Annotated in this window: 29 protein-coding genes; 25 read left to right on the forward strand and 4 right to left on the reverse strand. The window is 44.5% G+C overall.

The window, feature by feature from the left end; all coding sequences use genetic code 11:
• The first annotated feature begins 225 nt into the window (after window positions 1-225).
• The 7 genes from ACIGG7_RS03470 to ACIGG7_RS03500 all read left to right on the forward strand — a co-directional run bounded on the left by ACIGG7_RS03470 (window position 226) and on the right by ACIGG7_RS03500 (window position 5475).
• Window positions 226-1428, forward strand: coding sequence for an MFS transporter (locus tag ACIGG7_RS03470; protein WP_397548827.1), 1203 nt, complete (start codon window positions 226-228; stop codon window positions 1426-1428).
• 166 nt (window positions 1429-1594) lie between these two features.
• On the forward strand, window positions 1595-2206 hold the full coding sequence (locus tag ACIGG7_RS03475; protein WP_397548828.1) for an HD domain-containing protein: 612 nt from the start codon (window positions 1595-1597) through the stop codon (window positions 2204-2206).
• A 394-nt stretch (window positions 2207-2600) separates the two neighbouring features.
• Complete coding sequence (locus ACIGG7_RS03480) at window positions 2601-2870, forward strand: hypothetical protein (protein WP_397548829.1); 270 nt, start codon at window positions 2601-2603, stop codon at window positions 2868-2870.
• 51 nt (window positions 2871-2921) lie between these two features.
• Window positions 2922-3173 (forward strand): hypothetical protein, encoded by a 252-nt coding sequence (locus ACIGG7_RS03485; protein ID WP_397548830.1) that lies wholly within the window; start codon window positions 2922-2924, stop codon window positions 3171-3173.
• 121 nt (window positions 3174-3294) lie between these two features.
• The gene (locus ACIGG7_RS03490; protein WP_397548831.1) at window positions 3295-3834 is read left to right on the forward strand and encodes an RNA polymerase sigma factor; all 540 of its coding nucleotides are present in this window, start codon (window positions 3295-3297) and stop codon (window positions 3832-3834) included.
• Complete coding sequence (gene spoIIP / locus ACIGG7_RS03495; protein ID WP_397548832.1) at window positions 3824-4738, forward strand: stage II sporulation protein P; 915 nt, start codon at window positions 3824-3826, stop codon at window positions 4736-4738. The genes ACIGG7_RS03490 and spoIIP overlap by 11 nt, the downstream gene beginning before the upstream one ends.
• Entirely contained in the window at window positions 4735-5475 is a 741-nt protein-coding gene (locus tag ACIGG7_RS03500) for a phosphotransferase family protein (RefSeq protein WP_397548833.1), read from the forward strand. Before spoIIP ends, ACIGG7_RS03500 begins: the two co-directional genes overlap by 4 nt.
• Window positions 5476-5558: 83 nt before the next feature.
• Here the strand turns inward: ACIGG7_RS03500 and ACIGG7_RS03505 are convergent, their stop codons facing one another.
• From ACIGG7_RS03505 to ACIGG7_RS03515, 3 genes are read right to left on the reverse strand one after another with little or no spacing between them, the layout of a single operon-like run.
• Window positions 5559-6926, reverse strand: coding sequence for a PTS ascorbate transporter subunit IIC (locus ACIGG7_RS03505; protein WP_397548834.1), 1368 nt, complete (start codon window positions 6924-6926; stop codon window positions 5559-5561).
• 30 nt (window positions 6927-6956) lie between these two features.
• A complete protein-coding gene (locus ACIGG7_RS03510) occupies window positions 6957-7223 on the reverse strand; it encodes a PTS sugar transporter subunit IIB (protein WP_224942648.1) in 267 nt (88 codons plus the stop codon).
• Window positions 7224-7242: 19 nt separating this feature from the next.
• Window positions 7243-9342, reverse strand: coding sequence for a BglG family transcription antiterminator (locus ACIGG7_RS03515; RefSeq protein WP_397548835.1), 2100 nt, complete (start codon window positions 9340-9342; stop codon window positions 7243-7245).
• A 240-nt stretch (window positions 9343-9582) separates the two neighbouring features.
• Between ACIGG7_RS03515 and ACIGG7_RS03520 the strand changes: the two genes are divergently transcribed.
• From ACIGG7_RS03520 to ACIGG7_RS03570, 11 genes are all read left to right on the forward strand, one after another.
• Window positions 9583-9912, forward strand: coding sequence for an HIT domain-containing protein (locus tag ACIGG7_RS03520; protein ID WP_397548836.1), 330 nt, complete (start codon window positions 9583-9585; stop codon window positions 9910-9912).
• 13 nt (window positions 9913-9925) lie between these two features.
• Window positions 9926-10330 (forward strand): HIT family protein, encoded by a 405-nt coding sequence (locus ACIGG7_RS03525; protein WP_397548837.1) that lies wholly within the window; start codon window positions 9926-9928, stop codon window positions 10328-10330.
• Window positions 10331-10653: 323 nt separating this feature from the next.
• On the forward strand, window positions 10654-10914 hold the full coding sequence (locus ACIGG7_RS03530) for a SunI/YnzG family protein (RefSeq protein ID WP_397548838.1): 261 nt from the start codon (window positions 10654-10656) through the stop codon (window positions 10912-10914).
• Window positions 10915-11120: 206 nt separating this feature from the next.
• Window positions 11121-11396 carry a YesK family protein gene (locus tag ACIGG7_RS03535; protein WP_397548839.1) on the forward strand — a complete coding sequence of 92 codons (276 nt, stop codon included), beginning with the start codon at window positions 11121-11123 and terminating at the stop codon, window positions 11394-11396.
• Between the two features lie 280 nt (window positions 11397-11676).
• A complete protein-coding gene (locus ACIGG7_RS03540; RefSeq protein ID WP_397548840.1) occupies window positions 11677-12459 on the forward strand; it encodes a phosphotransferase in 783 nt (260 codons plus the stop codon).
• A gap of 12 nt (window positions 12460-12471) precedes the next feature.
• Complete coding sequence (locus ACIGG7_RS03545) at window positions 12472-12957, forward strand: GyrI-like domain-containing protein (protein ID WP_397548841.1); 486 nt, start codon at window positions 12472-12474, stop codon at window positions 12955-12957.
• A complete protein-coding gene (locus tag ACIGG7_RS03550; protein ID WP_397548842.1) occupies window positions 12954-13205 on the forward strand; it encodes a hypothetical protein in 252 nt (83 codons plus the stop codon). The genes ACIGG7_RS03545 and ACIGG7_RS03550 overlap by 4 nt, the downstream gene beginning before the upstream one ends.
• Window positions 13199-13624, forward strand: coding sequence for a YhfM domain-containing protein (locus ACIGG7_RS03555; protein ID WP_397548843.1), 426 nt, complete (start codon window positions 13199-13201; stop codon window positions 13622-13624). The genes ACIGG7_RS03550 and ACIGG7_RS03555 overlap by 7 nt, the downstream gene beginning before the upstream one ends.
• A 284-nt stretch (window positions 13625-13908) precedes the next feature.
• A complete protein-coding gene (locus ACIGG7_RS03560; RefSeq protein WP_397548844.1) occupies window positions 13909-14475 on the forward strand; it encodes a histidine phosphatase family protein in 567 nt (188 codons plus the stop codon).
• Window positions 14476-14488: 13 nt separating this feature from the next.
• Complete coding sequence (locus ACIGG7_RS03565) at window positions 14489-14953, forward strand: NUDIX hydrolase (protein ID WP_397548845.1); 465 nt, start codon at window positions 14489-14491, stop codon at window positions 14951-14953.
• A gap of 51 nt (window positions 14954-15004) precedes the next feature.
• Window positions 15005-15478 (forward strand): DinB family protein, encoded by a 474-nt coding sequence (locus ACIGG7_RS03570; protein ID WP_397548846.1) that lies wholly within the window; start codon window positions 15005-15007, stop codon window positions 15476-15478.
• 74 nt (window positions 15479-15552) lie between these two features.
• Here ACIGG7_RS03570 and ACIGG7_RS03575 read toward each other — a convergent pair whose 3' ends face one another.
• A complete protein-coding gene (locus ACIGG7_RS03575; RefSeq protein WP_397548847.1) occupies window positions 15553-16053 on the reverse strand; it encodes a GNAT family N-acetyltransferase in 501 nt (166 codons plus the stop codon).
• Between the two features lie 98 nt (window positions 16054-16151).
• Here ACIGG7_RS03575 and ACIGG7_RS03580 point away from each other — a divergent pair, with 98 nt between their 5' ends.
• The 7 genes from ACIGG7_RS03580 to ACIGG7_RS03610 all read left to right on the forward strand — a co-directional run bounded on the left by ACIGG7_RS03580 (window position 16152) and on the right by ACIGG7_RS03610 (window position 21192).
• Entirely contained in the window at window positions 16152-16484 is a 333-nt protein-coding gene (locus ACIGG7_RS03580) for an ArsR/SmtB family transcription factor (protein WP_224942665.1), read from the forward strand.
• A gap of 20 nt (window positions 16485-16504) precedes the next feature.
• Window positions 16505-17794 (forward strand): arsenic transporter, encoded by a 1290-nt coding sequence (locus tag ACIGG7_RS03585; protein WP_397548848.1) that lies wholly within the window; start codon window positions 16505-16507, stop codon window positions 17792-17794.
• A 24-nt stretch (window positions 17795-17818) separates the two neighbouring features.
• Window positions 17819-18238: an arsenate reductase (thioredoxin) gene (arsC, locus tag ACIGG7_RS03590; RefSeq protein ID WP_263628201.1), complete on the forward strand. Its 420-nt coding sequence runs from the start codon at window positions 17819-17821 to the stop codon at window positions 18236-18238.
• Window positions 18239-18311: 73 nt separating this feature from the next.
• Window positions 18312-18677 carry an arsenite efflux transporter metallochaperone ArsD gene (arsD, locus tag ACIGG7_RS03595; RefSeq protein WP_224942680.1) on the forward strand — a complete coding sequence of 122 codons (366 nt, stop codon included), beginning with the start codon at window positions 18312-18314 and terminating at the stop codon, window positions 18675-18677.
• Window positions 18678-18692: 15 nt separating this feature from the next.
• Complete coding sequence (gene arsA / locus ACIGG7_RS03600) at window positions 18693-20465, forward strand: arsenical pump-driving ATPase (RefSeq protein WP_397548849.1); 1773 nt, start codon at window positions 18693-18695, stop codon at window positions 20463-20465.
• Window positions 20466-20478: 13 nt separating this feature from the next.
• Complete coding sequence (locus tag ACIGG7_RS03605) at window positions 20479-20904, forward strand: protein-tyrosine phosphatase family protein (protein ID WP_397548850.1); 426 nt, start codon at window positions 20479-20481, stop codon at window positions 20902-20904.
• Window positions 20905-20916: 12 nt separating this feature from the next.
• Window positions 20917-21192 (forward strand): iron-sulfur cluster assembly accessory protein, encoded by a 276-nt coding sequence (locus ACIGG7_RS03610; protein WP_224942684.1) that lies wholly within the window; start codon window positions 20917-20919, stop codon window positions 21190-21192.
• The last annotated feature ends 32 nt before the right edge of the window (window positions 21193-21224 follow it).

Here is a 21224-nt window from a genome sequence, read left to right on the forward strand (position 1 = left end):
AGACATCAAAAAATATCGTGTATTAATGATGTCTATTATTGGAATTTCAGCCGTCCTCGGGACACGTCTGTCCTTTTTTAGCTGATTTTTCATAATGTGAACAAGTGTATGATTTCCTATTAATAGCGAGAGCCATGGGAGATGATTCCCTATGGCTTTTTTTACTTTTATTCAGCTCAGGCGGGTACAGCCGTCTTTGCTTTCTAAACGAGAGGACGAAATGAAATGATGAACATATTGAAAACAAAGAACAATATCTATTTACTATACTTTTATCTCTTTTTTGCCCAGCTGTTTTTCGACAGAGCGCTATGGGTCATCTATCTTGGCGACAAGGGGATGACATTGGGTGAGATTGGGATTCTTGAGTCCCTGCTCCATTTGGCCATTGTGTTATTCGAGGTTCCAACTGGGATGATCGCTGATTTGTATGGAAGGAAGGTCAGTCTCTTGATTGGGAATGTGTTCAGCATGCTTTACGGATTGTTCATGCTGTTAAGCGGCACGTTTTCCATGTTCACTCTGGCGTTTTTGTCAATGGGACTCATGGTAACCCTTCATTCAGGAGCCGAGCAGGCATTTGCTTATGACACATTGAAAAATGATAAACGGGAGAAGGATTATACGCGGGTCATCGGCAGCATGACGGCGATTTCCCTGTTATCCCTGAGCCTGGCGAAATTCCTCGGAGGTTTCATGGCTGAAGTCAGCTGGGAATGGGTGTACGGGTCCACGATCTTCACCCACGTCCTGGCGGTCATCCCCCTTCTCTTCATGAAAGAACCTGAGCGGGAGAAGACCGAGGAAATCAGCGGACGTTGGTACAGCAAGTGGGTCCATCAATTCCGGCTCGGGGTCAGTGTGTGGAGAAATAACGGGGTCATTCACGCACCGGTCGTCCTCTTTATCCTGGCAAGTGCCGTCATGGTCATTATGGTATTTTACGGACAGGAATACTTCGTGACACTTGGCTATTCATCCATCGTCGTCGGAGCCGTCTTCACGATTGAAGGACTCCTCGGCGTCGTCATGGCAAAGATTGCGTACAAGGTGGAGGAGCGATTCAAATTCTTCAACATCCTGTATTACGGATTAGGACTTTTTCTAGTGTTTTTCGTCCTCTTTATTTTTGCAACAGACTGGGCGATTCTCCTGTCGTTTCTGATCCTTGCACAGCTTCTGAGCCTGTTCGAACCGATCTTCAGTTCGTTCGTGCAAAGCTTTTTGAAAAGCAATATCCGGTCTACTTTTCTTTCTCTAATCGGTCTGATGGAGAGTTTTGTCATCATGATCAGCTTTCCGCTCTTCGGCTATGCTGTTGAACGGACAGGATTTACGGATGGATTTGCCTGGCTGTTGGTCATTTTCTTTGTGCTGGCAGGTGGGTATTTGGTTGGTCAGAGGGTGAAAATGAAGGGGCGGACATAAGAGATAAGCTTCTCATCTTTTTGGATGGGGAGCTTTTTTATGATGTTAATTAAAAGGGAAATAATGGTATGATAAACCTGTCAGGGAGGGATATGCATGATGAAATCAACCACCGGGGGCAGATCAGATCGCTTAAACGCAGATTGTTAAAGACGGAGGAGCACACATGAAGAGAGACCTTTTAAACATATTAGAACTCATTAAACTGGGAGAAAAGCTGAAATACGAAATGAGGCACAGCTGGCTCTCAAACGGTAGGCAGGAAAGCGTCGCAGAGCATACGTGGAGGGTGTCCCTGATGGCCATGCTGATAGAGCCATTTTTAACTGAGAAAGTGGATTCGGCGAAATTATTGAAAATGATCATCATCCACGATCTCGTAGAAGCAGAAGCTGGGGACATTCCGGCATTTGATACGATGAATGACTCAGAAGTGAAGGAACAAAAGGTGCTCAATGAGAGGAAGTCCATTGAGAGAATACGAGATATGCTGGGGAATGGTTTAGGAGAAGAGCTTTACGAACTGTGGTATGAATTTGAAGAGAAAGAAACGTATGAAGCTAAAGTCGCCAATGCGCTGGATAAATTGGAAGCCCAAATTCAGCATAATGAAGCGGACATTTCTACGTGGCTTGATATTGAACATCGAATGAGTTTTATGATGGATAAGCATGTGGAGTTTGATCGAACATTGCAGATGTTCAAAGACATGATCGAGGAAGAGGCGGACATGAAGCTGAAGGAGGCAGGGATTGATACGGAGATATTAAAAGTCTGAGAAGAGTAGAAATGTAACCGATTATTGACCGATTTGTAACATGAAAAGGTCATATTGAGCTGGGACAGACTTATTTTTGAGAAGAGTCCACTAGCTGAACGTCATGAATCTCCTCGCTACCCGATATATGATCCGGTTCTCCCTGATTATAATCCGGATTTGAAATTTATAGTCCACCTTCGAACACTTATGGACGGGACATCAATTTTATAGTCCGCGTATAAAAAATATAATCCAGTTGTCGAAAAATCTTCGTAAAAGAGTTCTCATAGGAGAAGAAAAAAAGATTGTGAAACAACGATTAATTTGAAATAATTGGAATTGATGAGTGGGGATACATGAGAGTCGGTCGGAGGAAGCACACATAGGAAATGAAGGGGAGGCATGCACCATCATGTTTGACACATTGGCGTTGATACTCATCGGGGCGGTTGTTGCATGTGTTTTACAGGCTTTACAATTGTACGGCAGAGTTCCTTCTTATTTCAATGTAAAACTTTTCTTTATGCTGGTTCTTTTAACCTCCGCATGTTGGATCATAAGTCTGGCAATAGGCGGATGGGGTGGCATGAGCTTGACCGCAATTGCATTGGACGGATTGGTGGCAGCGGTCTCGGGATTGATTTGCTCTTTTCTATTGAATATCGTATTGCTGTCCGGATAAAGAATGTTTAGGAAAAATACAACATATGTAGATTAGAGGGGGAGGGTTTTAATGAAAAAAGTATTCAGCATAGCTTCATTCTTCATCTTTATAATCGGTCTTGTATTCTACGTATTAGCCCTATTAGGCAAGGACACTTTCTTACTGCCTTCAGTCATCACGGCACTCGTAGGTTTTCTGGCAGGCTTGTTCGGAGAAAAAACAATCCATAGAAAGATCGGCATGTTTGGAAATGGTCTCCTATTAGTGGTCGGGCTGCTTCTTCCGTTTGTGGTGACGACGTTTTTTTGGAATAAGCCGTGAGCATATACACCAAAAGGGAGGAACTTCTTGCGCAGAGAAGTTCTTTTATTTTTATATAAAAAGTGTAACCTTTTCATGCATTCATTCGATTAATCAATGAACACAAAAAGGGGGGAGAAGATTGGTTGATGCAGAGGAACTTGAGGTCACCATATCAAAGCTCTATCAGGAACATTATTTGGACGTATACAAATTCCTGATTTGTTTCTCGGGAAACCGGAACGATGCCGAAGATTTAACGCAGGAGGTTTTTATCCGAGTTCTCCACCATTTTTCCCGCTATAATCATCAATCGTCCATTAAAACGTGGATTCTCTCTATTGCTAAACACGTTGCCATTGATCATTATCGTAAAAAGAAATTTGTATCTATCTTTAAGGAGGGTTTCTTTAAAAGGTTGGTTGCACCTGGAAGACAGCCAATCGAGGAACTCGAAGAAAAAGAATTGCAGGCAAAGGTACATGATGCCATTGCAAGATTGAAACCTGAATACAGATCCATCGTCATTCTTAGGGGGATCAATGAATTATCAGTAAAAGAAACCTCCGACATTCTTCAGTGCAGTCAATCTAAGGTAAAGGTAAGTTACCACAGGGCTTTAAAAGAGCTGAAAAAGAAGCTGAACGTTGAGGCGGAGGAGGTATTACGTCATGCAAGATGAAAAGGAAATCATCCGACTTATCAAAGAATCGTATCCTTTAGAACCCGGGAAGGAGTTTGTCTCTGCCACTGGGCAAGTGTTGAAGAAAGCAGCAAGACAAAAGCGCAGCAGGTTACAATATAAAAGCAGGATCCTCACATCACTGGGAATAACTTTATGTGCCATTCTTGCATCATGGTTATTCTTTTTTGACGGTACTGTTACGGTGAAACATAATCTTGCATCGTTTATGACAGAGCCATTTTCACTGACTGCGGAGCAAGAAGAACCTTCTATTTACATCTACCATTCACATGATAAAGAATCGTTCATACCTGAAATTTCTGCAAATCAATCATCTCAAGCATTCGATGATTCCACGAATATTACACTCGTAGGGGAGCGGCTTCAGCAATTATTAAATGAAAAAGGCGTCAATGTCATACATGAACAAAAGAGTGTCAGTGACGTATTAGACAAAAGGAAATGGTCATTTGATAAGTCCTATTTGGTATCCAGAGAGCAATTCAAAGAGGCTCTGAAAGATCATAAGAATATTGAAATGGCATTGGACATCCATAGGGATTCAAGAAAGAAACCTGAAACAACCCTTGACGTTAACAATAAAGGGTATGCAAGAATGATGTTCATTGTTTCTAAATCCAGCAGTAATTTCGAAGAGAATTTGAGATTCGCCAAGCAGCTTAATGAAAAAGTAGAAAAAAAACTTCCTGGTTTATCGACCGGAGTCTTGGTGAAATTCAAAGATAAACAGAATGAACAGAGTACCTACAACCAAGATTTACTGAACCAATCGGTACTGATGAATGTCGGAGGAGTAGAAAACAGCATCGAAGAAGAATATCGTACGATAGAGGTGCTTGCAGAAGTAATCGAAGACATAATGAAGCAGGCATCACAATGAACCTAGGCACCCCAACCGCAACCGGAAACACAGCCAACGTCTATCTCTATAACAATAAAATTCACAAGGTCTTTAATGACTCATTACCAGACGATGAATCCATGAAAGAAGCGAAAAAGCAACAGTATGCCCATTCATGCGGACTGCCTGTGCCGGAAATCTATGATGTCACAAACATAGATGGGAAACAGGTCATTATCATGGAGCACATAGAAGGAAGGACGATAGGGAATTTACTCACAGCCAACATGGGAAAAGCGGAGTACTATATGGGCATGTCAGTGGATATTCAGATGGGAATTCATCAGATCAAGGCTCATTCGAATGAACCGATGTCCGAAAAACTGCGTCGCCAAATTCAATCTACACCTGAATTGAGTAATGACCTAAAGTCCATTTTAATGAATAAACTAGATTCCATGACCTTTGAAGCAAATCTTTGTCACGGGGATTTCCATTTATACAACTTAATTCTGTCAGAGGATAACGTCACCATCATCGACTGGGTTGATTCCAGTGCAGGGGATAGACGGGCTGACGTATATCGCACATATCTCCTGTATTCCCAGGTTTCAGTGGAACTGGCTGATATGTATATGCGTCTCTATTGTGAGAAAAGCGGTTTGTCTAAAGATGAAATTTTCCAATGGGCACCCATAATCGCTGCGGCCAGATTGTCGGAGAGGGTTTCGTCTAAAAATCCAAAGCGGCTATTGGAGATTGTGCATCAGATTTGATAAAAAGCCAAGCTACCTGTCCACATGGCTCGTAAACGACAAAAAAACAGCCACCCACAACAGAATGGGTGGCTGAATCCATCTTATGCTACTTCCGTCTCATCCTTCTCCCCAGTCCCTTTAGACTTAAAGCTGATAAAGAACAGTACGGCGAGAAGAACGATGATCGATACGAATACCATCATATTGGATTCGATCAGGTTCACAAGGTTGCCAAGCACGATGCCGACTAAACCGAAGTCTGCATCTCCAAACGTGGTTCCCTGGAATCCGAGTGAACTTAGTACCGGTAACAAGAGGGCAGGCAGGAAGCTGATCATGACTCCGTTCGCCATGGAACCGATGACTGCACCGCGACGTCCGCCTGTGGCATTACCGAATACTCCCGCTGCTGCTCCTGTGAAGAAGTGGGGGACAAGTCCCGGAACGATGACTTTCAATCCTAGTAAAGGTAAAAATAACATGCTGACGAGTCCAGCGATGAAGCTGAATAGAAATCCGATGATAACGGCATTCCCTGCAAAAGGGAAGATGGCTGGGCAATCAAGGGCCGGTTTGGCATTCGGGACGACTTTGTCCGCGATTCCTTTGAATGCCGGTACGATTTCACCAAGGAGCATGCGTACCCCTGCTAAGATGATGTACACACCAACGGCAAATGTGATCCCTTGCATAAAGGCGAATACCAGGAAGTTTTGTCCTCCGCTTAGTTCTCCTTCCACGAAGGCAGGACCTGCTGCGCCTGCTACGACGAAGAACAGGATGACCATCGTCAGAGAAACGGAGACAGATGTGTCACGCAGGAATCCGAGTGACTTTGGCACTTTGATTTCTTCCGTCGATTTGCTTCCTTTCCCAACGGCTTTCCCGACCATCGCGGAAACCAAATACCCAATCGATCCAAAGTGACCAACGGCAAAGTCGTCTGAACCGGTAACTTTGCGAGTGAAAGGCTGAAGCATCGCAGGTGACAGGACCATGAGAGCTCCAAGTATAATAGAACCTAGAACGATCAACGGAACTCCCGTAAATCCTCCGGTCGTCAAGATAACCGCGATCATGCAGGCCATGAACATGGTATGGTGTCCGGTTAAAAAGATGTATTTAAAAGGACTGAATCGTGCAATGACGATATTGACTACCATACCGAATAGCATGATCATCGCCGTTTCCGTACCGAAGCTTTCCTGAGCCAGAGCTACAATGGCTTCGTTATTCGGGATGACGCCGTCGACTTCGAATGCGTGATTGAACATGCTGCTGAATTGTCCTAAGGATTGCACGAGTACATTCGCACCCGCCCCGAGGATGACGAAGCCCATGACCGTTTTCAGGGTTCCGGACACGACATCCCCCGAGTTCTTACGCTGGATGAGGAGCCCGATTAAGGCGAATAGACCGACAAGGATCGCAGGCGTACCGAGTATATCCTTCATAATGATATCAATCATGTGTATCGCTCCTTTCTAACTCATAGTGGTCTAGATATTTTGTTCCAGTGCTGTACGAAGCTCGTTCTTATCCATCAGATTCTTTAATTTCACGACATTCTTCTTACCGTCTTCCAGGCTTTCGACGATATCTTCTGAACCTAGGAATAGATCCGCTTGTTCTGTCTTCGCTGTAGTCAGATCCGTGTGGGATACTTCCGCTTCTTTCCCCATATCCTTCAGTGCTGCTTTTACGTTCATCTCTACGATCATGCTGCTTCCTAATCCATTTCCACATACGACTAATACTTTTTTCATTTTAATTTCCTCCTCAGATTTATACTTCTACTGTTTGATTGATTAATTCGATGACGGTTTCTTGATCCTTTGCTGCGATCAACCGTTCCACGTTGCTTTCAGTTGATAATAATTCCGTAAGCTGTGCAAGTGCCTTCAAGTGCGTTTGATTATCAATCGCTGCCAGCACAATGATGAGTTGGGCGCGATGCTTTTCTTTTTCGGAAAAATAAACAGGTTCCTCTAGTCTCAGGAAGCTCATTCCCAGCTGTTCGACACCAGTCTCCGGACGGGCATGGGGGATGGCGATATTTGGTGCGATGACGATGTAAGGACCCAATTCCTTCACGTTCGTAATCATGGCCTCCACATAGTCCGGTCGGATCGATTGCTGATCGACAAGGGGCTCGCTCGCCACCCTGATGGCTTCCTCCCAGCTTGTGACACGATCTTTCAGCTGTATCGTCTGTTCAGTCAGTAATTCATTAAGCATAGGCTTTCTAAGCTCCTTTATCGTGGGAGTAGTTTGTTCTAAAAGCTGGACCAGTTCTTTCTTCAGTGCGTTTTCTTCATGAATGGTCGCGTGACGTTTGATCACGTCCATCAGAAGATCAGTCCGGTTCTTTTCGGTCGGCTTCGAGTCGAAAAGCTCGTTCATCCGCTGCATGACCCGTTCCTTTTCAAGATTCGTCAGGATGGCAGGAACGTGGATGACGGGGATGTCTTTTTCTTTTATATAATTGGTGGAAAAAATAATATCCGCTTCGTACTCGTTCGTTCGATATTCCCTCATGGAGAGGGTCGTGATCACATTCAGCCCCGCGATCAGGTTCTCGAGCTGGGTCCGGAGCATATTCGAAGTCCCGATCCCGTTTTCACACACGATGAGGGCTTTGAACTTCGTCTCGACCTTTTTCTTCTCTTTCGTCAACCATCCCCCGAAGTGGAGGGTAATATAAGCAGCTTCTTCATCCGGTACGGATTTTCCCACATACAGTTCCAGATGCCTCATTACACGTTTCGTGAGATGAAAGATGTCCGGGTACGTTGTTTGAATGCTGTCAGACAAATCATTCGCAATTGTGAGCCCGTACTTGAGCCTGTAAAACGTCGGTTTAATATGGGAGATCAGGTTTTCCTCAAGCCCTTTTTTGTCATCGAAAACGACACAGGAGTAAAGCTGGAAATCATGGATCATCCGTTGAACGACTTCTTTCAGCCCGGACATTTCCTGCTCCGTATAGCGGTTGAAATTATCCTGCTGGACCTTGGACCCGAGCAGGTTCATCGTGATGAAGCAAACCTCGTCATCTGGAAAAGCGACGTCAAGCTTATTGGTGATATGGAGGGCGGCCCTGTAAGCTTCTGTCTGCTTCAAAACCTCTTTTTCCGCTTTCGGAACCGAGATATACTTGCGCAGTTCAATCCGCTTCATGATCATCAGGATCTGAAGAGACAGGATCTCCACCATCTCATCCGTCAGCGTCAATCCCAATTCCTGTTCCGCTTCATAAAGAATTTCCCTCACCAGACGCCTTTGCTCCGTTTCGTGTGACCATGTATCAGCTTCCGGCTGAATCATCCGATGAACCTCATTCCGGACATTCTGCCATTCCTGATGTGAGAAGATGGTCGCAAGGATAGTAGAAAGCATCGTTCGCTTTGCTTCCTCAGGACCACTCAGCCGGTAACCCGATCCCTTCTTGTAAAAGAGGTCCAGACCAGCTTCGCGAAATTCCTTCTTGATATCTTTAATCACCTTCGCGATCGTCCCCCGGCTCATACTGGTCAAATCCATGAACCGCTCCATCGAAGCCTCTTGTTCTTCCAATAGAATGGACGCTTTGATCAGGACTTCTCGTTCCTCCTTGGACAGTTGATACTGCCAATCTTCAAAACTCTGATCCTTCGAAACCATCAGCTTCGACTTCGAGTCAGGGGGCAAAAACAACCCTTTCCCATGCTGACTCTCGATCGGTTCCAGTCCTTCCGTCCTCAGCCAGTTGTTGATCTGATCAAGGTCGTAGTAAATAGTCCGTTGAGACAAATTCATTTTCGCAACCAGATTCTTTGTCGGGATCGGGTCAGGCGAATGTTGAATGATGGATAATAAGTGTGCACGTCTTTTATCCAATACCATGAGGATCCTCCTCTAGTTAATTTTGCATATTTATATTCTTGTTTCGTAGATGATCATCTTATGAGTCTAGTATATGGGCATTTAACTAGTAATGAAAGGGGTTTCAGTGTGTAGAGTTTGTAAGGGGTATTTTTGCAAAAATGAACACATGGATAAAAGAGCATCAGATAGGGAAGTTGGGATTGTCATAGAAACAGAGGTTTGAAATAATTGGAAGAGGAAAATAAGGGAGGTACTCTTATGACGAGTGATTTTTATTGTGATGAGGTGTTAAGTGGAAGGACGGAAGTAGAAGAAGTGATGGAGACAGACAATGTCCTCGCCTACCATCATACCCGGCCGTTTTATCCCGTCCATATCGTGGCGATTCCGAAGGAGCATATTCCTTCACTCCTTACGTTGGATGAAGAGGATGATGAATTATTGCTTGAGCTGATGGGAGTCATCAAAAAGGTGGCGCGTGATGTCACGAAAGAGCATGGGGCCTGTAAAGTCATCACGAATATGGGGGAGTATCAGGACTCGAAGCATCTGCACTGGCATATTGTTTCTGGTAAGGCGCTGAGGTGAAAGGAGAATACACATGAACTATATGAAGACCTGTCCATTCTGCCATCCAGAACAGGACCAGGATCAAAACATTGTATTTGAAAACGAATCCTGCTATTTCCTGCAGCATAACAAGCACCAGGGAGTACTGGAAGGATCCGGCGTGATCGTCCCGAAGAATCATCACGCAAACGCATTCGAGTTGACGGAGGAAGAATGGAACGATACATATGATCTGCTGCAGAAAGCAAAGGCTTACCTGGATAAGGAATATTCTCCAGATGGCTATACGCTTGGATGGAATGTCGGTGAGGTGTCCAATCAGTTTATTTTCCACAGCCACCTGCACGTCATCCCGAGGTACAATGACGAACCGCTGGCAGGAAAAGGGGTGAGGTATTGGCTGAAGCAACCCGAAAATAGAAGAGACAAACGGTGAAAGAAGAGTCTGTTTTTGAAGGTTTTCTTTCAAAACCGTTCCGTATTGACAGGGAGACGAGCAATACCGGAAATTTTGAGCGTTCCTGCTTTCATTCAAGCGCGGATATGATCCGGTTTTCGCAACTTATGAGCCGGGTCTGAAATATATGATCCCTCCCGAACATTTATGAGCCTGAATGTTGATTTATGATCCCTAAACCAGGGTTTATAAGCCGTTTGTCAAAAAATCTTCAGAACACTATAGATAAACATAATTGGAAATAATTGAAACTTTCCATCCCAACAAACGTACATATGGATATACAGACGGGAGTGATGAAGATGGAAGTGAAAGTATCAAGGATTGGCGAGAACTTACGGATCAAATGGCAGTTCAGTCAAATCGATATCCCTTTTTCTGAAATCAAAGACGTGACAAAAGATGATACATATAGTGGTGAGGAAAAGACGGCCATGAGGATTGGATTTCCATATGGGCACACTGACAGAGTGGTAATCAAGACACGCTCAGAGACGTATATAATCTATACAAGTAATGGCGGCATGAAAGAGAAGATTCTCTCATTCATGAAAGCGAGTTAGATGAGTTTCTGGATGTGGACCGCTATTTTTATCGCATTGGCTGGCGGGATATTCGCCGCTAACTCCAGACATAAAAAAACGGAAAGAAAATATATAGGTGCTCTACTTGTTTTTATCGTTGCAGTAATCATCTTTTTACTTTGGTGGTTTAACCACCAGTAGTTCTTGATTAAATTGAAATCACGATTGTTACTGGAGGTGGCAAAGTGCTCTATTTAGGTGGTTGGCTGCCCATCATATTGCTTTTTATTATGTCAATATGTCTGATTGTAGTAATGGCCAGGTATACTAGGAATCGCATCGTATTTAGTTTAGCCGCTCTGTTAGGAGTAATGAGTCTCGGACTGATCCTCTATAGTATATTCATTGTCGGCGGCTGGGATGGAATGGCAATTGGATTTTATTCTATTTCTGCGTTTCTTGGCCTTTCAATTGGTACGGCAATAAGTCCGTTCATCAAGAAGAAAAGCCTGAATGGATGAAATGGTTTTGAAAAAAATCACCTTCATTTGTAACTCAAGTGGCTACAATGACTGATTCTAGAACTTAATTTTTTAATAGGAAAAATAATGATTGTGGCTGATCTTGCCAATGAAATGTGACCCTAGGAAAATGAGAGGGGTCATTTTTTTGAGTCGGGGATTGTTAAATGGTTGGGTGTTTGAAATAATTGGAATTATTAAGGTTTATTTTTGCTCGTAACGAAATAATGTCATTGGAAATGAAAACAGGTAGTTGTTTAGATGAAAGGTGGAAGTCCACATGTCACACGAAGAAAAATTAACCGGAGGGAACGTCTCAACCGTCTATCGTTCTGGAGATACGGTCCGTCGGGAGATAAAACCCGAAAGCGCCAAAATCCACATGCTCTTAAAGCATTTAGAAGTGAAAGGATTTCCCCATGCACCAGCGTTTCTCGGAATCGATGATAAAAACAGGGAGATTCTTTCCTTTATCGAAGGAGAAGCAGGGAATTATCCGTTAAAGGAATACATGTGGTCAGATGAATCGCTTTCTGGGATCGCGAAGATGCTCCGCCTGTATCATGATGCCGTGAGTGATTTTCCAGTGAGCGAAGACTGGGAGCCGATTGATCTCACACCGCAGCCGTTTGAGGTACTCTGTCATAATGACTTTGCTATATACAACATCATTTTTAACGAAAAACGTCCGGTCGGGATCATCGACTTTGACGTAGCGGGTCCAGGTCCAAGGCGGTGGGACATCGCCTATACCCTCTATACCTGCGTTCCCCTGAGCCGGGTGCATTATTCTGAATCGGGGGAGGCCGTTTATTACGACCCGGCAAGGGATGCCGAACGAGTCAAGCAGAGAGTGAAGCTGTTCTTTGAATCGTACGGTATTGATGTTGGAATGGATGATATCCAGATGGTTCTGCTCCGACTGAAGGCGATATGTACGACCATCCATCGTAAAGCGGGAGAAGGCGACGCTGCTTTTCAAAAGATGGTGAAAGAGGGGCATGTAGAGCATTATCAGAAGGATATCGGATTTATTCAGGATCATCTTAAAGATTGGGTATAGGAGGCGAAAACCATGAGTAATGTCGTGAAAGACGTAGGAGAAGTGAAACTCGTCGGATTCAGGATTCTCTGTTCTGGAGAAGAATATGTGACAGAAATTCCGAAAGCTGCTTTGAGGTTAAAAGAAAGAGCAGAAGAAATCCAGAACTTACTAGATCCCCTTCAGCAGATTGGCGTATTTGTCGTCGAAGAATCTTCACCTGAAGAAGACGGGTACTGGATTGGACTTCAGGTAAGTGAATTCGGTGACATCCCTGCAGGTATGACGAACTTGACGATTCCTCCGCACCGATATGCCACCATCCTTCATCAGGGGCCGAATGATCAGATCAGAAACAGCTACGAGAGGCTGCATCAATGGATCAGCGACCATGGCTATACCCGTTCCACTCAAAGCTGGAATCTCGAAATCTACCAAAAGGAAAACCAGCCTTATAAGCCTTCCTATGTCCAGGTGGAATTATGCGACGCCATTTTGTCCGGGGAGAAAGGGGAATGAATAAAAGTAGCTTCATATTCGCTTCCCTTTTATTGACCGGCTGTCAAAGCAGTGAAAATCACCTGACAGAAGAACAGGCGAGTAACATCATAATAGAGCACCATGGAGGCACTGTTGAAATTGTCTCCGTCACAAAGGAATGGAATAAATACATTGTGGCATGGGAAACCGAAGACAAATGTGAGCGGGGGATAGATAGTGTGAATAAAAATGGTGAAATTAAAAATTTGGGGAGCGCCATATGTTGAGGCGTCGATTCGTAGCTGTATTATGCATTCTCGCTGTCTTTATCGTAACGGCATGTTCAAAACAAGTGGACAGTGAACAGCAGAATATTGTCGTCGAGAAGCAGGTGGGCGATGAAAATATGTATGAAGAGTTTAAAAAGGTCACAGACACAAATCAAGTCGAAGAGGTAAGAGAGATTCTTTCGAATACCCATTGGAAAGAAGCACAAGTGGACTTCATCCGTCCCGCGGATTATCGATTTATCTATGAATATAAAAACCCTGAAATCGATGCGAAGGCAGTGCTTCACAGCGTGTGGGTCAGCCCGAAGAAAGATGAGCTTGAAGTCATGCAGGGAGATCATGAATATGCGCAGCTTCCTAAGAAAGAGTCTGCCCGTTTGTTTGAGATTTTGACAGGGGAACGTTTAGGAGAATGAGAGGTTCTTATTCGACAAACCGGAATGCTAATGTGTGATCCGGCATGAATTTCTTTATTTGCGCACGATTAATCTGGAATCGGCATGATTAGTCTCTATCCGGCATGAAAGTGGAGGAAACCGGTACGATTATCATGTGTGTAGATACTTTCAATAACACACATGTCGTATCATTACGATTTGTCAAAAAGAAAGGAATCAACATGAAAAACAAAACGATTTGACTACAATTAATACTAGGAACTGAAAAGAAGGGTGCTTTGGAATTTGGAGGGAACCACATAATGAGCACACACATGTACATGGTAAGACACGGTGATTCACCGAAAGCAGGCGATGAACGAACGCGTGCTCTAACGGAAAAAGGAATGGCAGACGCCCGGAGAATAACCGACTTATTGAAAACAATAGAGATCGACGCGGTGGTGTCAAGTCCATACCTGCGTTCCGTTCAAACGGTTGAAGGCGTAAGTCGTCATATCGGGAAACCGGTGGTTATCGAGGAAGACCTGAAGGAACGGGTGTTTTCAGCAGGAAATACCCGGATATCCGATCAGGAGCTTGGTCCGCTTCTTGAGAAATCGTTCCAGGATCCGAATTACGCACTAAAAGGCGCAGAATCCAATGCTGAATGTCAAAATAGAGCAGTCGCTGTATTGAATACGCTCTTGGATACATACGAAGGAAAGAACGTCGTGATTGGTACACACGGAGCCGTTATGACGTTGATGATGGGCTTTTACGACACACGATTTGATTTGGATTTTCTATATAGTACGTCGAAGCCTGATATTTACAGGATGGAATTCAATGGTCTGGAATGTGTGGGGGTTCAGCGGTTATGGTCTTAAATGGAGGGAATCAATGATGGAAGTTCCAATCAGATGTACCGGTACAGCCGTCGTTTTATTAAAAGAAGTTGAAAATCAATACAGAGTATTACTAGTGAAGAGAGCGAAGGCGGTTTTGAAAGATGTGTGGTGCTATATCGGTGGTGCTATAGAAGAAGGGGAAACAGCCACAGAAGCCGCGTATAGAGAGGTGAAGGAAGAGACAGGAATCTCGGATATTTCTTTATACTCTGCCAATACCTTCGATAAGATCTATTCCATTGAAGGGAATTACATATACATAGCACCAGTGTTCGTTGGGTTCGTAGCATCTGATCAGGATGTGACACTAAATGAAGAACATAGTGAGTATAGATGGTTGTCATTTCAAGAAGCCGTCGATACTGTGTCGCTTCCGGGGAATGATGAAGTTCTATCGTTTATTGAAAAACATTTTGTTAAGCAGGAAGCTCCCCGTTATTTGAAGGTGGGGGACTGAGTTGAAAAGAATAGGGAAGTCAGCAAAAAACCATGTTAGGAGATTAAGAAAATGGATGTTTTCGTAAATCAATACGCGTGGATCAGAAGTACTAGAGAGGTGTTATTCCGATACTGTGAATCAATGTCACAATCCGATTATGTAAGAGAACTGGAATCGTTTGGCGGGGATTCCATTCGCAGCCTCCATGTCCATGTGGCGGATTGCTACCGAGTATGGCTTGGGAGTAGAGGACTTGGTCAAACACTTCCAAAGATTACGGCGGAAACTGCCATCAACGTAAAGGAGATGCGTGAAATTTTCCAAAAAACAGATGATGTTGTACATGAATTCCTAAATAAGTTTCAAGGGAATTGGGACAAGACCATTCAAGTATCCTTTGGGGAAGGTGACAGTACAGAGATATCCGCTTTGTGGCTGTTTACACATACAGTGACGCACGAATTTCATCATAAAGGGCAGATCGTGAAAATAGGCAGGCAGCTGGGGTACACCCCTCCAGATACGGATTTGATTGGATCTTGATTGTTCCAGCGGTAGACCTCTTAATTTTTTTGTGTATTCTTCCGAAAGGATACCGGGGCTCAGGCCCCGTTTTCTCATTCGATTCCAACTCTTTTACTCCTCCTCTCCATCAAAACCGTATCCCTCCACACCCCATCCATCTTCCCGATTTTTTCCCTGCGGCCGACGATGCGAAAGCCGTGTTTCTCATGCAGTTTGATGCTTGCAACATTCTCAGGGAATATCCCCGATTGAAGGGTCCAGTACCCGTTTTGCTCACTAATCTCAATTAATGCATCGAGAAGAAGACTGCCGATTCCCTTACCGTTATACTGATTTGAAACGTACACACTCACCTCAGCTACCCCACTGTATACACATCTGCTAGAGACAGGACTCAGGGCAGCCCAGCCTAATAGGGAATTATTTTCACGGGCAACGATGCGACTTACTTTTATATGGCTGCCATCCCACTCTTCCCAGGAAGGGACGTCCTTTTGAAAAGTTGCATTTCCCGTCGCGATTCCTTCTTGATAGATGTCGGCTACTTGATGCCAGTCATCCTTTTTCATCTTATCTACATATCCCATTTGCATGTAAGCCCCCTTTTTCTTAGAATAATACAAAAATGTCTTGTCATCTATATATAAGTGAACTATTATATAAGCATACATTAATATATGGAGGTGAGAGGATGGCTGATATAGACAAAACTGCAACGATTTTAAAGCTACTGGGGGATAAGACCCGCTTAACGATGATCAAAATATTAGATACGAATGACTGTTGTGTGTGTGAATTTGTGGAAATCTTCAAAGCAAGTCAGCCTGCCATCAGTCAACACGTCCGTAAATTAAAGGATGTGGGGATCGTGAGGGAGAAGCGTCGTGGTCAATGGATCATTTACTCCCTTAATCGTGAGAGTGAATACTATCCAATGATCCAAAGCCTCCTGGACCACCTGCCGAATCAGGACTTCAAGTTGAAGGAATTGGAGGAGCAGGGCTTACGCATTTCATGTGATTAATAGGAGGTAAAAACGGAATTATGACTATTTTAGCATCTGTGATTTTTCTCATCACCCTTGTGTTCGTCATTTGGCAGCCAAAGGGACTTTCCATCGGATGGTCAGCCATCGGCGGGGCGGTACTTGCCCTGATCGTAGGGGTTGTCGATTTCAGCGATGTGGTGGATGTAACGGGCATCGTCTGGAATGCGACATTAGCATTCATTGCCGTTATTATTATTTCTCTCATCCTGGATGAGATCGGATTTTTTGAATGGGCTGCCTTGCATATGGCAAGAGCGGCAAAAGGAAACGGTGTGAGGATGTTCGTGTACGTGTCACTCTTAGGAGCAGTGGTGGCGGCTCTTTTCGCTAACGACGGGGCGGCACTTATCCTGACCCCGATCGTCCTGGCGATGGTCCGGAACCTGAATTTCAGTGAGAAGCTTGTGTTCCCATTCATCATCGCTAGCGGATTCATCGCCGATACAACTTCCCTTCCTTTAGTGGTCAGTAACCTGGTGAACATTGTATCCGCTGACTTCTTCGGAATCGGCTTTGTGGAGTTTGCTTCCCGGATGATCGTTCCTAATCTGTTTTCATTAATCGCCAGCATTTTGGTTCTTTATCTCTTCTTCCGGAAGAGCATCCCGAAGAATTATGATGTCTCCCAGTTGAAGAAACCGGTGGATGCCATACAGGATATCAAGATGTTCCGCCTTTCCTGGTTGGTGCTCGGAGTCCTGCTTGTCGGCTACTTTGCCAGTGAATTCATTGGCATTCCGGTATCGATCATTGCAGGGATCATTGCTATCTTCTTCTTGTTCATGGCCAGAAGAAGTCCAGCCGTTAATACGAAAACCGTTATCAAAGGGGCTCCATGGGCCATCGTGTTCTTCTCCATCGGCATGTACGTGGTCGTGTATGGCCTTCGTAACGTAGGGCTGACGAATGTACTGGCGGATGTCATCCAGATGACAGCGGATCAAGGATTATTCGCAGCAACGGTCGGAATGGGATTCATCGCGGCGATTCTTTCGTCCATTATGAACAATATGCCGACGGTGATGATCGATGCCTTGGCGATTGCCGGTACGGATACGACAGGTGTCACGCGCGAAGCGTTGATCTATGCCAACGTGATCGGTTCCGATCTAGGACCGAAGATCACCCCGATTGGATCATTGGCCACATTATTATGGCTACACGTTCTTTCATTAAAAGGAGTGAAAATCTCCTGGGGGACGTATTTTAAAACAGGGATCACCCTGACCATTCCAACGCTTTTTATCACACTGGTCGGGCTATATATATGGTTATTAATCATCTAACAACGATTAAAGGAGAGATTCAACATGTCAAAGAAAACCATCTACTTCCTATGTACAGGTAATTCATGCCGTAGCCAAATGGCAGAAGGCTGGGCGAAACAACATTTAGGTGACGAGTGGAACGTATACAGTGCAGGAATCGAGGCACACGGATTAAATCCCAATGCGGTAAAAGCAATGAAAGAAGTCGATATCGACATCACGAATCAAACGTCCGATATCATCGATCCTGACATTTTGAATAATGCTGATTTAGTCGTCACACTTTGCGGAGATGCAGCAGATAAATGTCCGGTGACACCTCCTCATGTGAAACGCGTACATTGGGGATTCGATGACCCTGCGAAGGCGGAAGGAACAGAAGAAGAGAAATGGGCCTTCTTCCAACGCGTTCGTGATGAGGTGGGCGAGAGAATCCACCGTTTTGCCGAGACCGGTGAATAAAAAACATATAGCCAAGAGACCTGTTCTCTTGGCTTTCTTTTTCTGGAGTTTTTATAAAAAGAGGAGTGATACGATGAGTAAAATGGAGATTTTCGATCCAGCGATGTGTTGTTCAACAGGGGTATGCGGACCAAGTGTCGATCCCGAATTGACAAGGATTGCATCTGCTGTGTATTCCCTTGAGCAAAAAGGATATGATGTATCCCGTTATCAGTTGACCAACGAACCTGAAAAGTTTGCGGAGAATCCAGTTATCAGCAAAATCCTAAAGGAGAAGGGTCCGGATTCTTTACCACTTGTATTTGTGGATGGAGAAGTCGTGAAGACAGGGATTTATCCTACCAACGAAGAATTAGCAGAATGGTTCAACCTCTCACCGGAAGAGTTAACGAAGAAGCCGAAAGTCCGACTTTCCCTTGATTTAAAATCAGGGAAATAAGAAAGGATGAGCCATATGTTTCGAACTTATGTCCCTCAGCAAGTGGTGCATACTCCCTTTCTTTTTATCACAGGAAAGGGCGGCGTCGGAAAGACGTCCACAGCGAGTGCAACGGCCATCGCCCTTGCCGATCTAGGTAAAAAGGTCTTGCTTATTAGCACCGATCCAGCGTCAAATCTTCAGGATGTGTTTCAAATAGAATGTTCCAACACGCCCACTCCTGTTCCAGGAATCGACCGTTTATTTATTAGCAACATTGACCCTGAAGAATCTGCACGTGCGTACCGGGAAAAAGTGGTCGGTCCTTACAGGGGAGTCTTCCCGGAGTCTGTTGTTTCGACCATGGAGGAACAATTGTCTGGAGCCTGCACAGTAGAGATTGCTGCGTTTGATGAGTTCTCTGGCCATCTTTCCAATCCGGAGATCATAGAAGAATACGATCACATTCTGTTTGATACAGCTCCGACCGGGCATACGCTCCGATTATTGCAGCTTCCGACGGCTTGGAATGGGTTTCTGGAAGAAAGTACTCACGGAGCATCCTGCTTAGGTCCACTTGCCGGATTAGCTGAGAAAAAAGCCCTTTATGCCAAAACAGTGGCGGTATTATCCGATGAGAACCAAACGACTTTATTGCTTGTTGCAAGAGCGGATGGACCCTCTCTTTTGGAAGCGAGCAGGGCATCCGTGGAATTAAGGGAAATCGGGTTAGACAATCAGATTCTTCTCGTAAACGGGCTTTTAACCAGTAAAGTGGATGATGATTCGATCTCACTTGCATTCTATCACAAGCAGCAACAAGCATTGAAAGAGATGCCTCAAACCTTGAAGCAACTGACGAGTTATTCACTGCCGTTTGTTTCGTATTCATTGACAGGGATTGAAAGTCTGCGCTATTTATTCCAGTCAAACACCATGCCTGCAAGTGTCGTTCAAGATCAAGATGTTCCGATTGAAACAGAAAAGCTGAACGATCTGATTGAGGACTTTTCCCGTAATGAAACTTCTTTGATTTTCACAATGGGGAAGGGAGGAGTCGGGAAAACGACCGTAGCTTCTGCGATTGCTGTAGGTCTCGTTGAAAAGGGGCATCGCGTCCACTTAACGACGACGGATCCCGCTGCTCATATCCACTATCAATTTCAACAGGAGCAAGTAAATGAACGATTGACGATCAGCAGCATTGATCCCAAAGCAGAAGTGGAAACGTATAAGAGTGAGGTTTTAAATAAGGCGAAAGAGGGTTTGGATGAGGATGGGCTTGCTTATCTGGAAGAAGATTTGAATTCTCCTTGTACCGAAGAAATTGCCGTCTTCCGTGCATTTAGTGAAGTGGTGTCACGTTCAGAGAATGAGATTGTGGTCATCGACACAGCCCCGACTGGACACACGCTCCTGTTATTGGATGCGGCAGAATCATACAGTAAGGAAATTGAGAAATCGACAGGCGATGTCCCATCAAGCGTGAAAGAGCTGTTGCCAACCTTACGAAATGAAAAGGAAACGGCTGTCGTTATTGTGACACTGCCAGAAGCCACGCCAGTACTGGAAGCCTCTCGCCTGCAGGATGATCTTAAGCGCGCAAGCATTACTCCTACATGGTGGGTCATTAACCAGAGCCTGTTATACGCACAATCGAATGATCCTATATTAAAGGGGAAAGCCCATGCTGAGAAAGAGTGGATCGTGAAAGTACAAGAACAGTTTGCAGAAAGAACAGCTACGATCCCATGGATGGAAGAAGAAAAGATAGGATATAACAAGTTGAAGGATTTTATCATAAACTAGTGGAGGTACCAACATGACGAAAAACTATCATGAATTAATCAAGGACCGCATCTTTATGGGTGGAGCGGATGATGCAGAAGAAGCAACGAAAAAGGAACAGATTGATCTTGTCTTCGATTTGCGTGCAGAAGCTTCAAATCCTGATGCAGCATATACACGGATCCATAGCCCAATCGTGGACAACGAAGGAGATCAAGATCAATCGATTAAAGCATCCATTGACCAGGTAGTAGCTGCGTATAACGAAGGCAAGAACATCTACTTCCACTGTCAGGGAGGCAGCAACCGTACGGGTACAGTCGCTGTCGGTACGCTCCTCGAACTTGATCAAGCAAAGACGTTGGAGGAAGCGGAAACCATAGCTAAACAGGCACGACCAAAGATCAATGTCAAACCTGAAATGATGGAATCTTTACGAAAGCTTTACCCGCAAAAATAGGAGGGAACGTATATGAACATTACGGATCAAGCAAAACAAGTGTTATCTGAAGTGTTAAGAGAACAAGGAGCAGAAGGGATCCGTTTATCTTCTGTAGCAGGGTGCTGCGGTCCCCAAATTTCAGTATCAATGGACGATCCAGAACCAACTGATCATATCGAAAGCATTAACGGGATCCGAGTTGCCATCGATTCATCCATGCAGGGAACCGAAGCGTTAACGATTGATGTCGAAACCACTCCTCAAGGAGAAGGCTTAGTCCTGATCGGGGCCAATCAGTGTTGCTAATGAATGGAAAGGCAGCTGCTTTTATGCAGCTG

Origin of the sequence: Rossellomorea sp. NPDC077527 (genome assembly GCF_044542955.1) — a bacterium.
Classification (GTDB): domain Bacteria; phylum Bacillota; class Bacilli; order Bacillales; family Bacillaceae_B; genus Rossellomorea; species Rossellomorea aquimaris_E.

Coding starts and splice junctions, on each gene's coding strand:
- ACIGG7_RS03550 (WP_397548842.1), top strand. CDS start 12,954: ATGAATAAAAGTAGCTTCATATTCGCTTCCCTTTTATTGACCGGCTGT.
- ACIGG7_RS03510 (WP_224942648.1), bottom strand. CDS start 7,223: ATGAAAAAAGTATTAGTCGTATGTGGAAATGGATTAGGAAGCAGCATG.
- ACIGG7_RS03580 (WP_224942665.1), top strand. CDS start 16,152: ATGGCTGATATAGACAAAACTGCAACGATTTTAAAGCTACTGGGGGAT.
- ACIGG7_RS03520 (WP_397548836.1), top strand. CDS start 9,583: ATGACGAGTGATTTTTATTGTGATGAGGTGTTAAGTGGAAGGACGGAA.
- ACIGG7_RS03545 (WP_397548841.1), top strand. CDS start 12,472: ATGAGTAATGTCGTGAAAGACGTAGGAGAAGTGAAACTCGTCGGATTC.
- ACIGG7_RS03575 (WP_397548847.1), bottom strand. CDS start 16,053: ATGCAAATGGGATATGTAGATAAGATGAAAAAGGATGACTGGCATCAA.
- ACIGG7_RS03570 (WP_397548846.1), top strand. CDS start 15,005: ATGGATGTTTTCGTAAATCAATACGCGTGGATCAGAAGTACTAGAGAG.
- ACIGG7_RS03515 (WP_397548835.1), bottom strand. CDS start 9,342: ATGGTATTGGATAAAAGACGTGCACACTTATTATCCATCATTCAACAT.
- arsD (WP_224942680.1), top strand. CDS start 18,312: ATGAGTAAAATGGAGATTTTCGATCCAGCGATGTGTTGTTCAACAGGG.
- ACIGG7_RS03560 (WP_397548844.1), top strand. CDS start 13,909: ATGAGCACACACATGTACATGGTAAGACACGGTGATTCACCGAAAGCA.
- ACIGG7_RS03470 (WP_397548827.1), top strand. CDS start 226: ATGATGAACATATTGAAAACAAAGAACAATATCTATTTACTATACTTT.
- ACIGG7_RS03610 (WP_224942684.1), top strand. CDS start 20,917: ATGAACATTACGGATCAAGCAAAACAAGTGTTATCTGAAGTGTTAAGA.
- ACIGG7_RS03540 (WP_397548840.1), top strand. CDS start 11,677: ATGTCACACGAAGAAAAATTAACCGGAGGGAACGTCTCAACCGTCTAT.
- ACIGG7_RS03585 (WP_397548848.1), top strand. CDS start 16,505: ATGACTATTTTAGCATCTGTGATTTTTCTCATCACCCTTGTGTTCGTC.
- ACIGG7_RS03565 (WP_397548845.1), top strand. CDS start 14,489: ATGATGGAAGTTCCAATCAGATGTACCGGTACAGCCGTCGTTTTATTA.
- ACIGG7_RS03525 (WP_397548837.1), top strand. CDS start 9,926: ATGAACTATATGAAGACCTGTCCATTCTGCCATCCAGAACAGGACCAG.
- ACIGG7_RS03505 (WP_397548834.1), bottom strand. CDS start 6,926: ATGATTGATATCATTATGAAGGATATACTCGGTACGCCTGCGATCCTT.
- ACIGG7_RS03485 (WP_397548830.1), top strand. CDS start 2,922: ATGAAAAAAGTATTCAGCATAGCTTCATTCTTCATCTTTATAATCGGT.
- ACIGG7_RS03480 (WP_397548829.1), top strand. CDS start 2,601: ATGTTTGACACATTGGCGTTGATACTCATCGGGGCGGTTGTTGCATGT.
- arsA (WP_397548849.1), top strand. CDS start 18,693: ATGTTTCGAACTTATGTCCCTCAGCAAGTGGTGCATACTCCCTTTCTT.
- ACIGG7_RS03530 (WP_397548838.1), top strand. CDS start 10,654: ATGGAAGTGAAAGTATCAAGGATTGGCGAGAACTTACGGATCAAATGG.
- arsC (WP_263628201.1), top strand. CDS start 17,819: ATGTCAAAGAAAACCATCTACTTCCTATGTACAGGTAATTCATGCCGT.
- spoIIP (WP_397548832.1), top strand. CDS start 3,824: ATGCAAGATGAAAAGGAAATCATCCGACTTATCAAAGAATCGTATCCT.
- ACIGG7_RS03555 (WP_397548843.1), top strand. CDS start 13,199: ATGTTGAGGCGTCGATTCGTAGCTGTATTATGCATTCTCGCTGTCTTT.
- ACIGG7_RS03500 (WP_397548833.1), top strand. CDS start 4,735: ATGAACCTAGGCACCCCAACCGCAACCGGAAACACAGCCAACGTCTAT.
- ACIGG7_RS03475 (WP_397548828.1), top strand. CDS start 1,595: ATGAAGAGAGACCTTTTAAACATATTAGAACTCATTAAACTGGGAGAA.
- ACIGG7_RS03605 (WP_397548850.1), top strand. CDS start 20,479: ATGACGAAAAACTATCATGAATTAATCAAGGACCGCATCTTTATGGGT.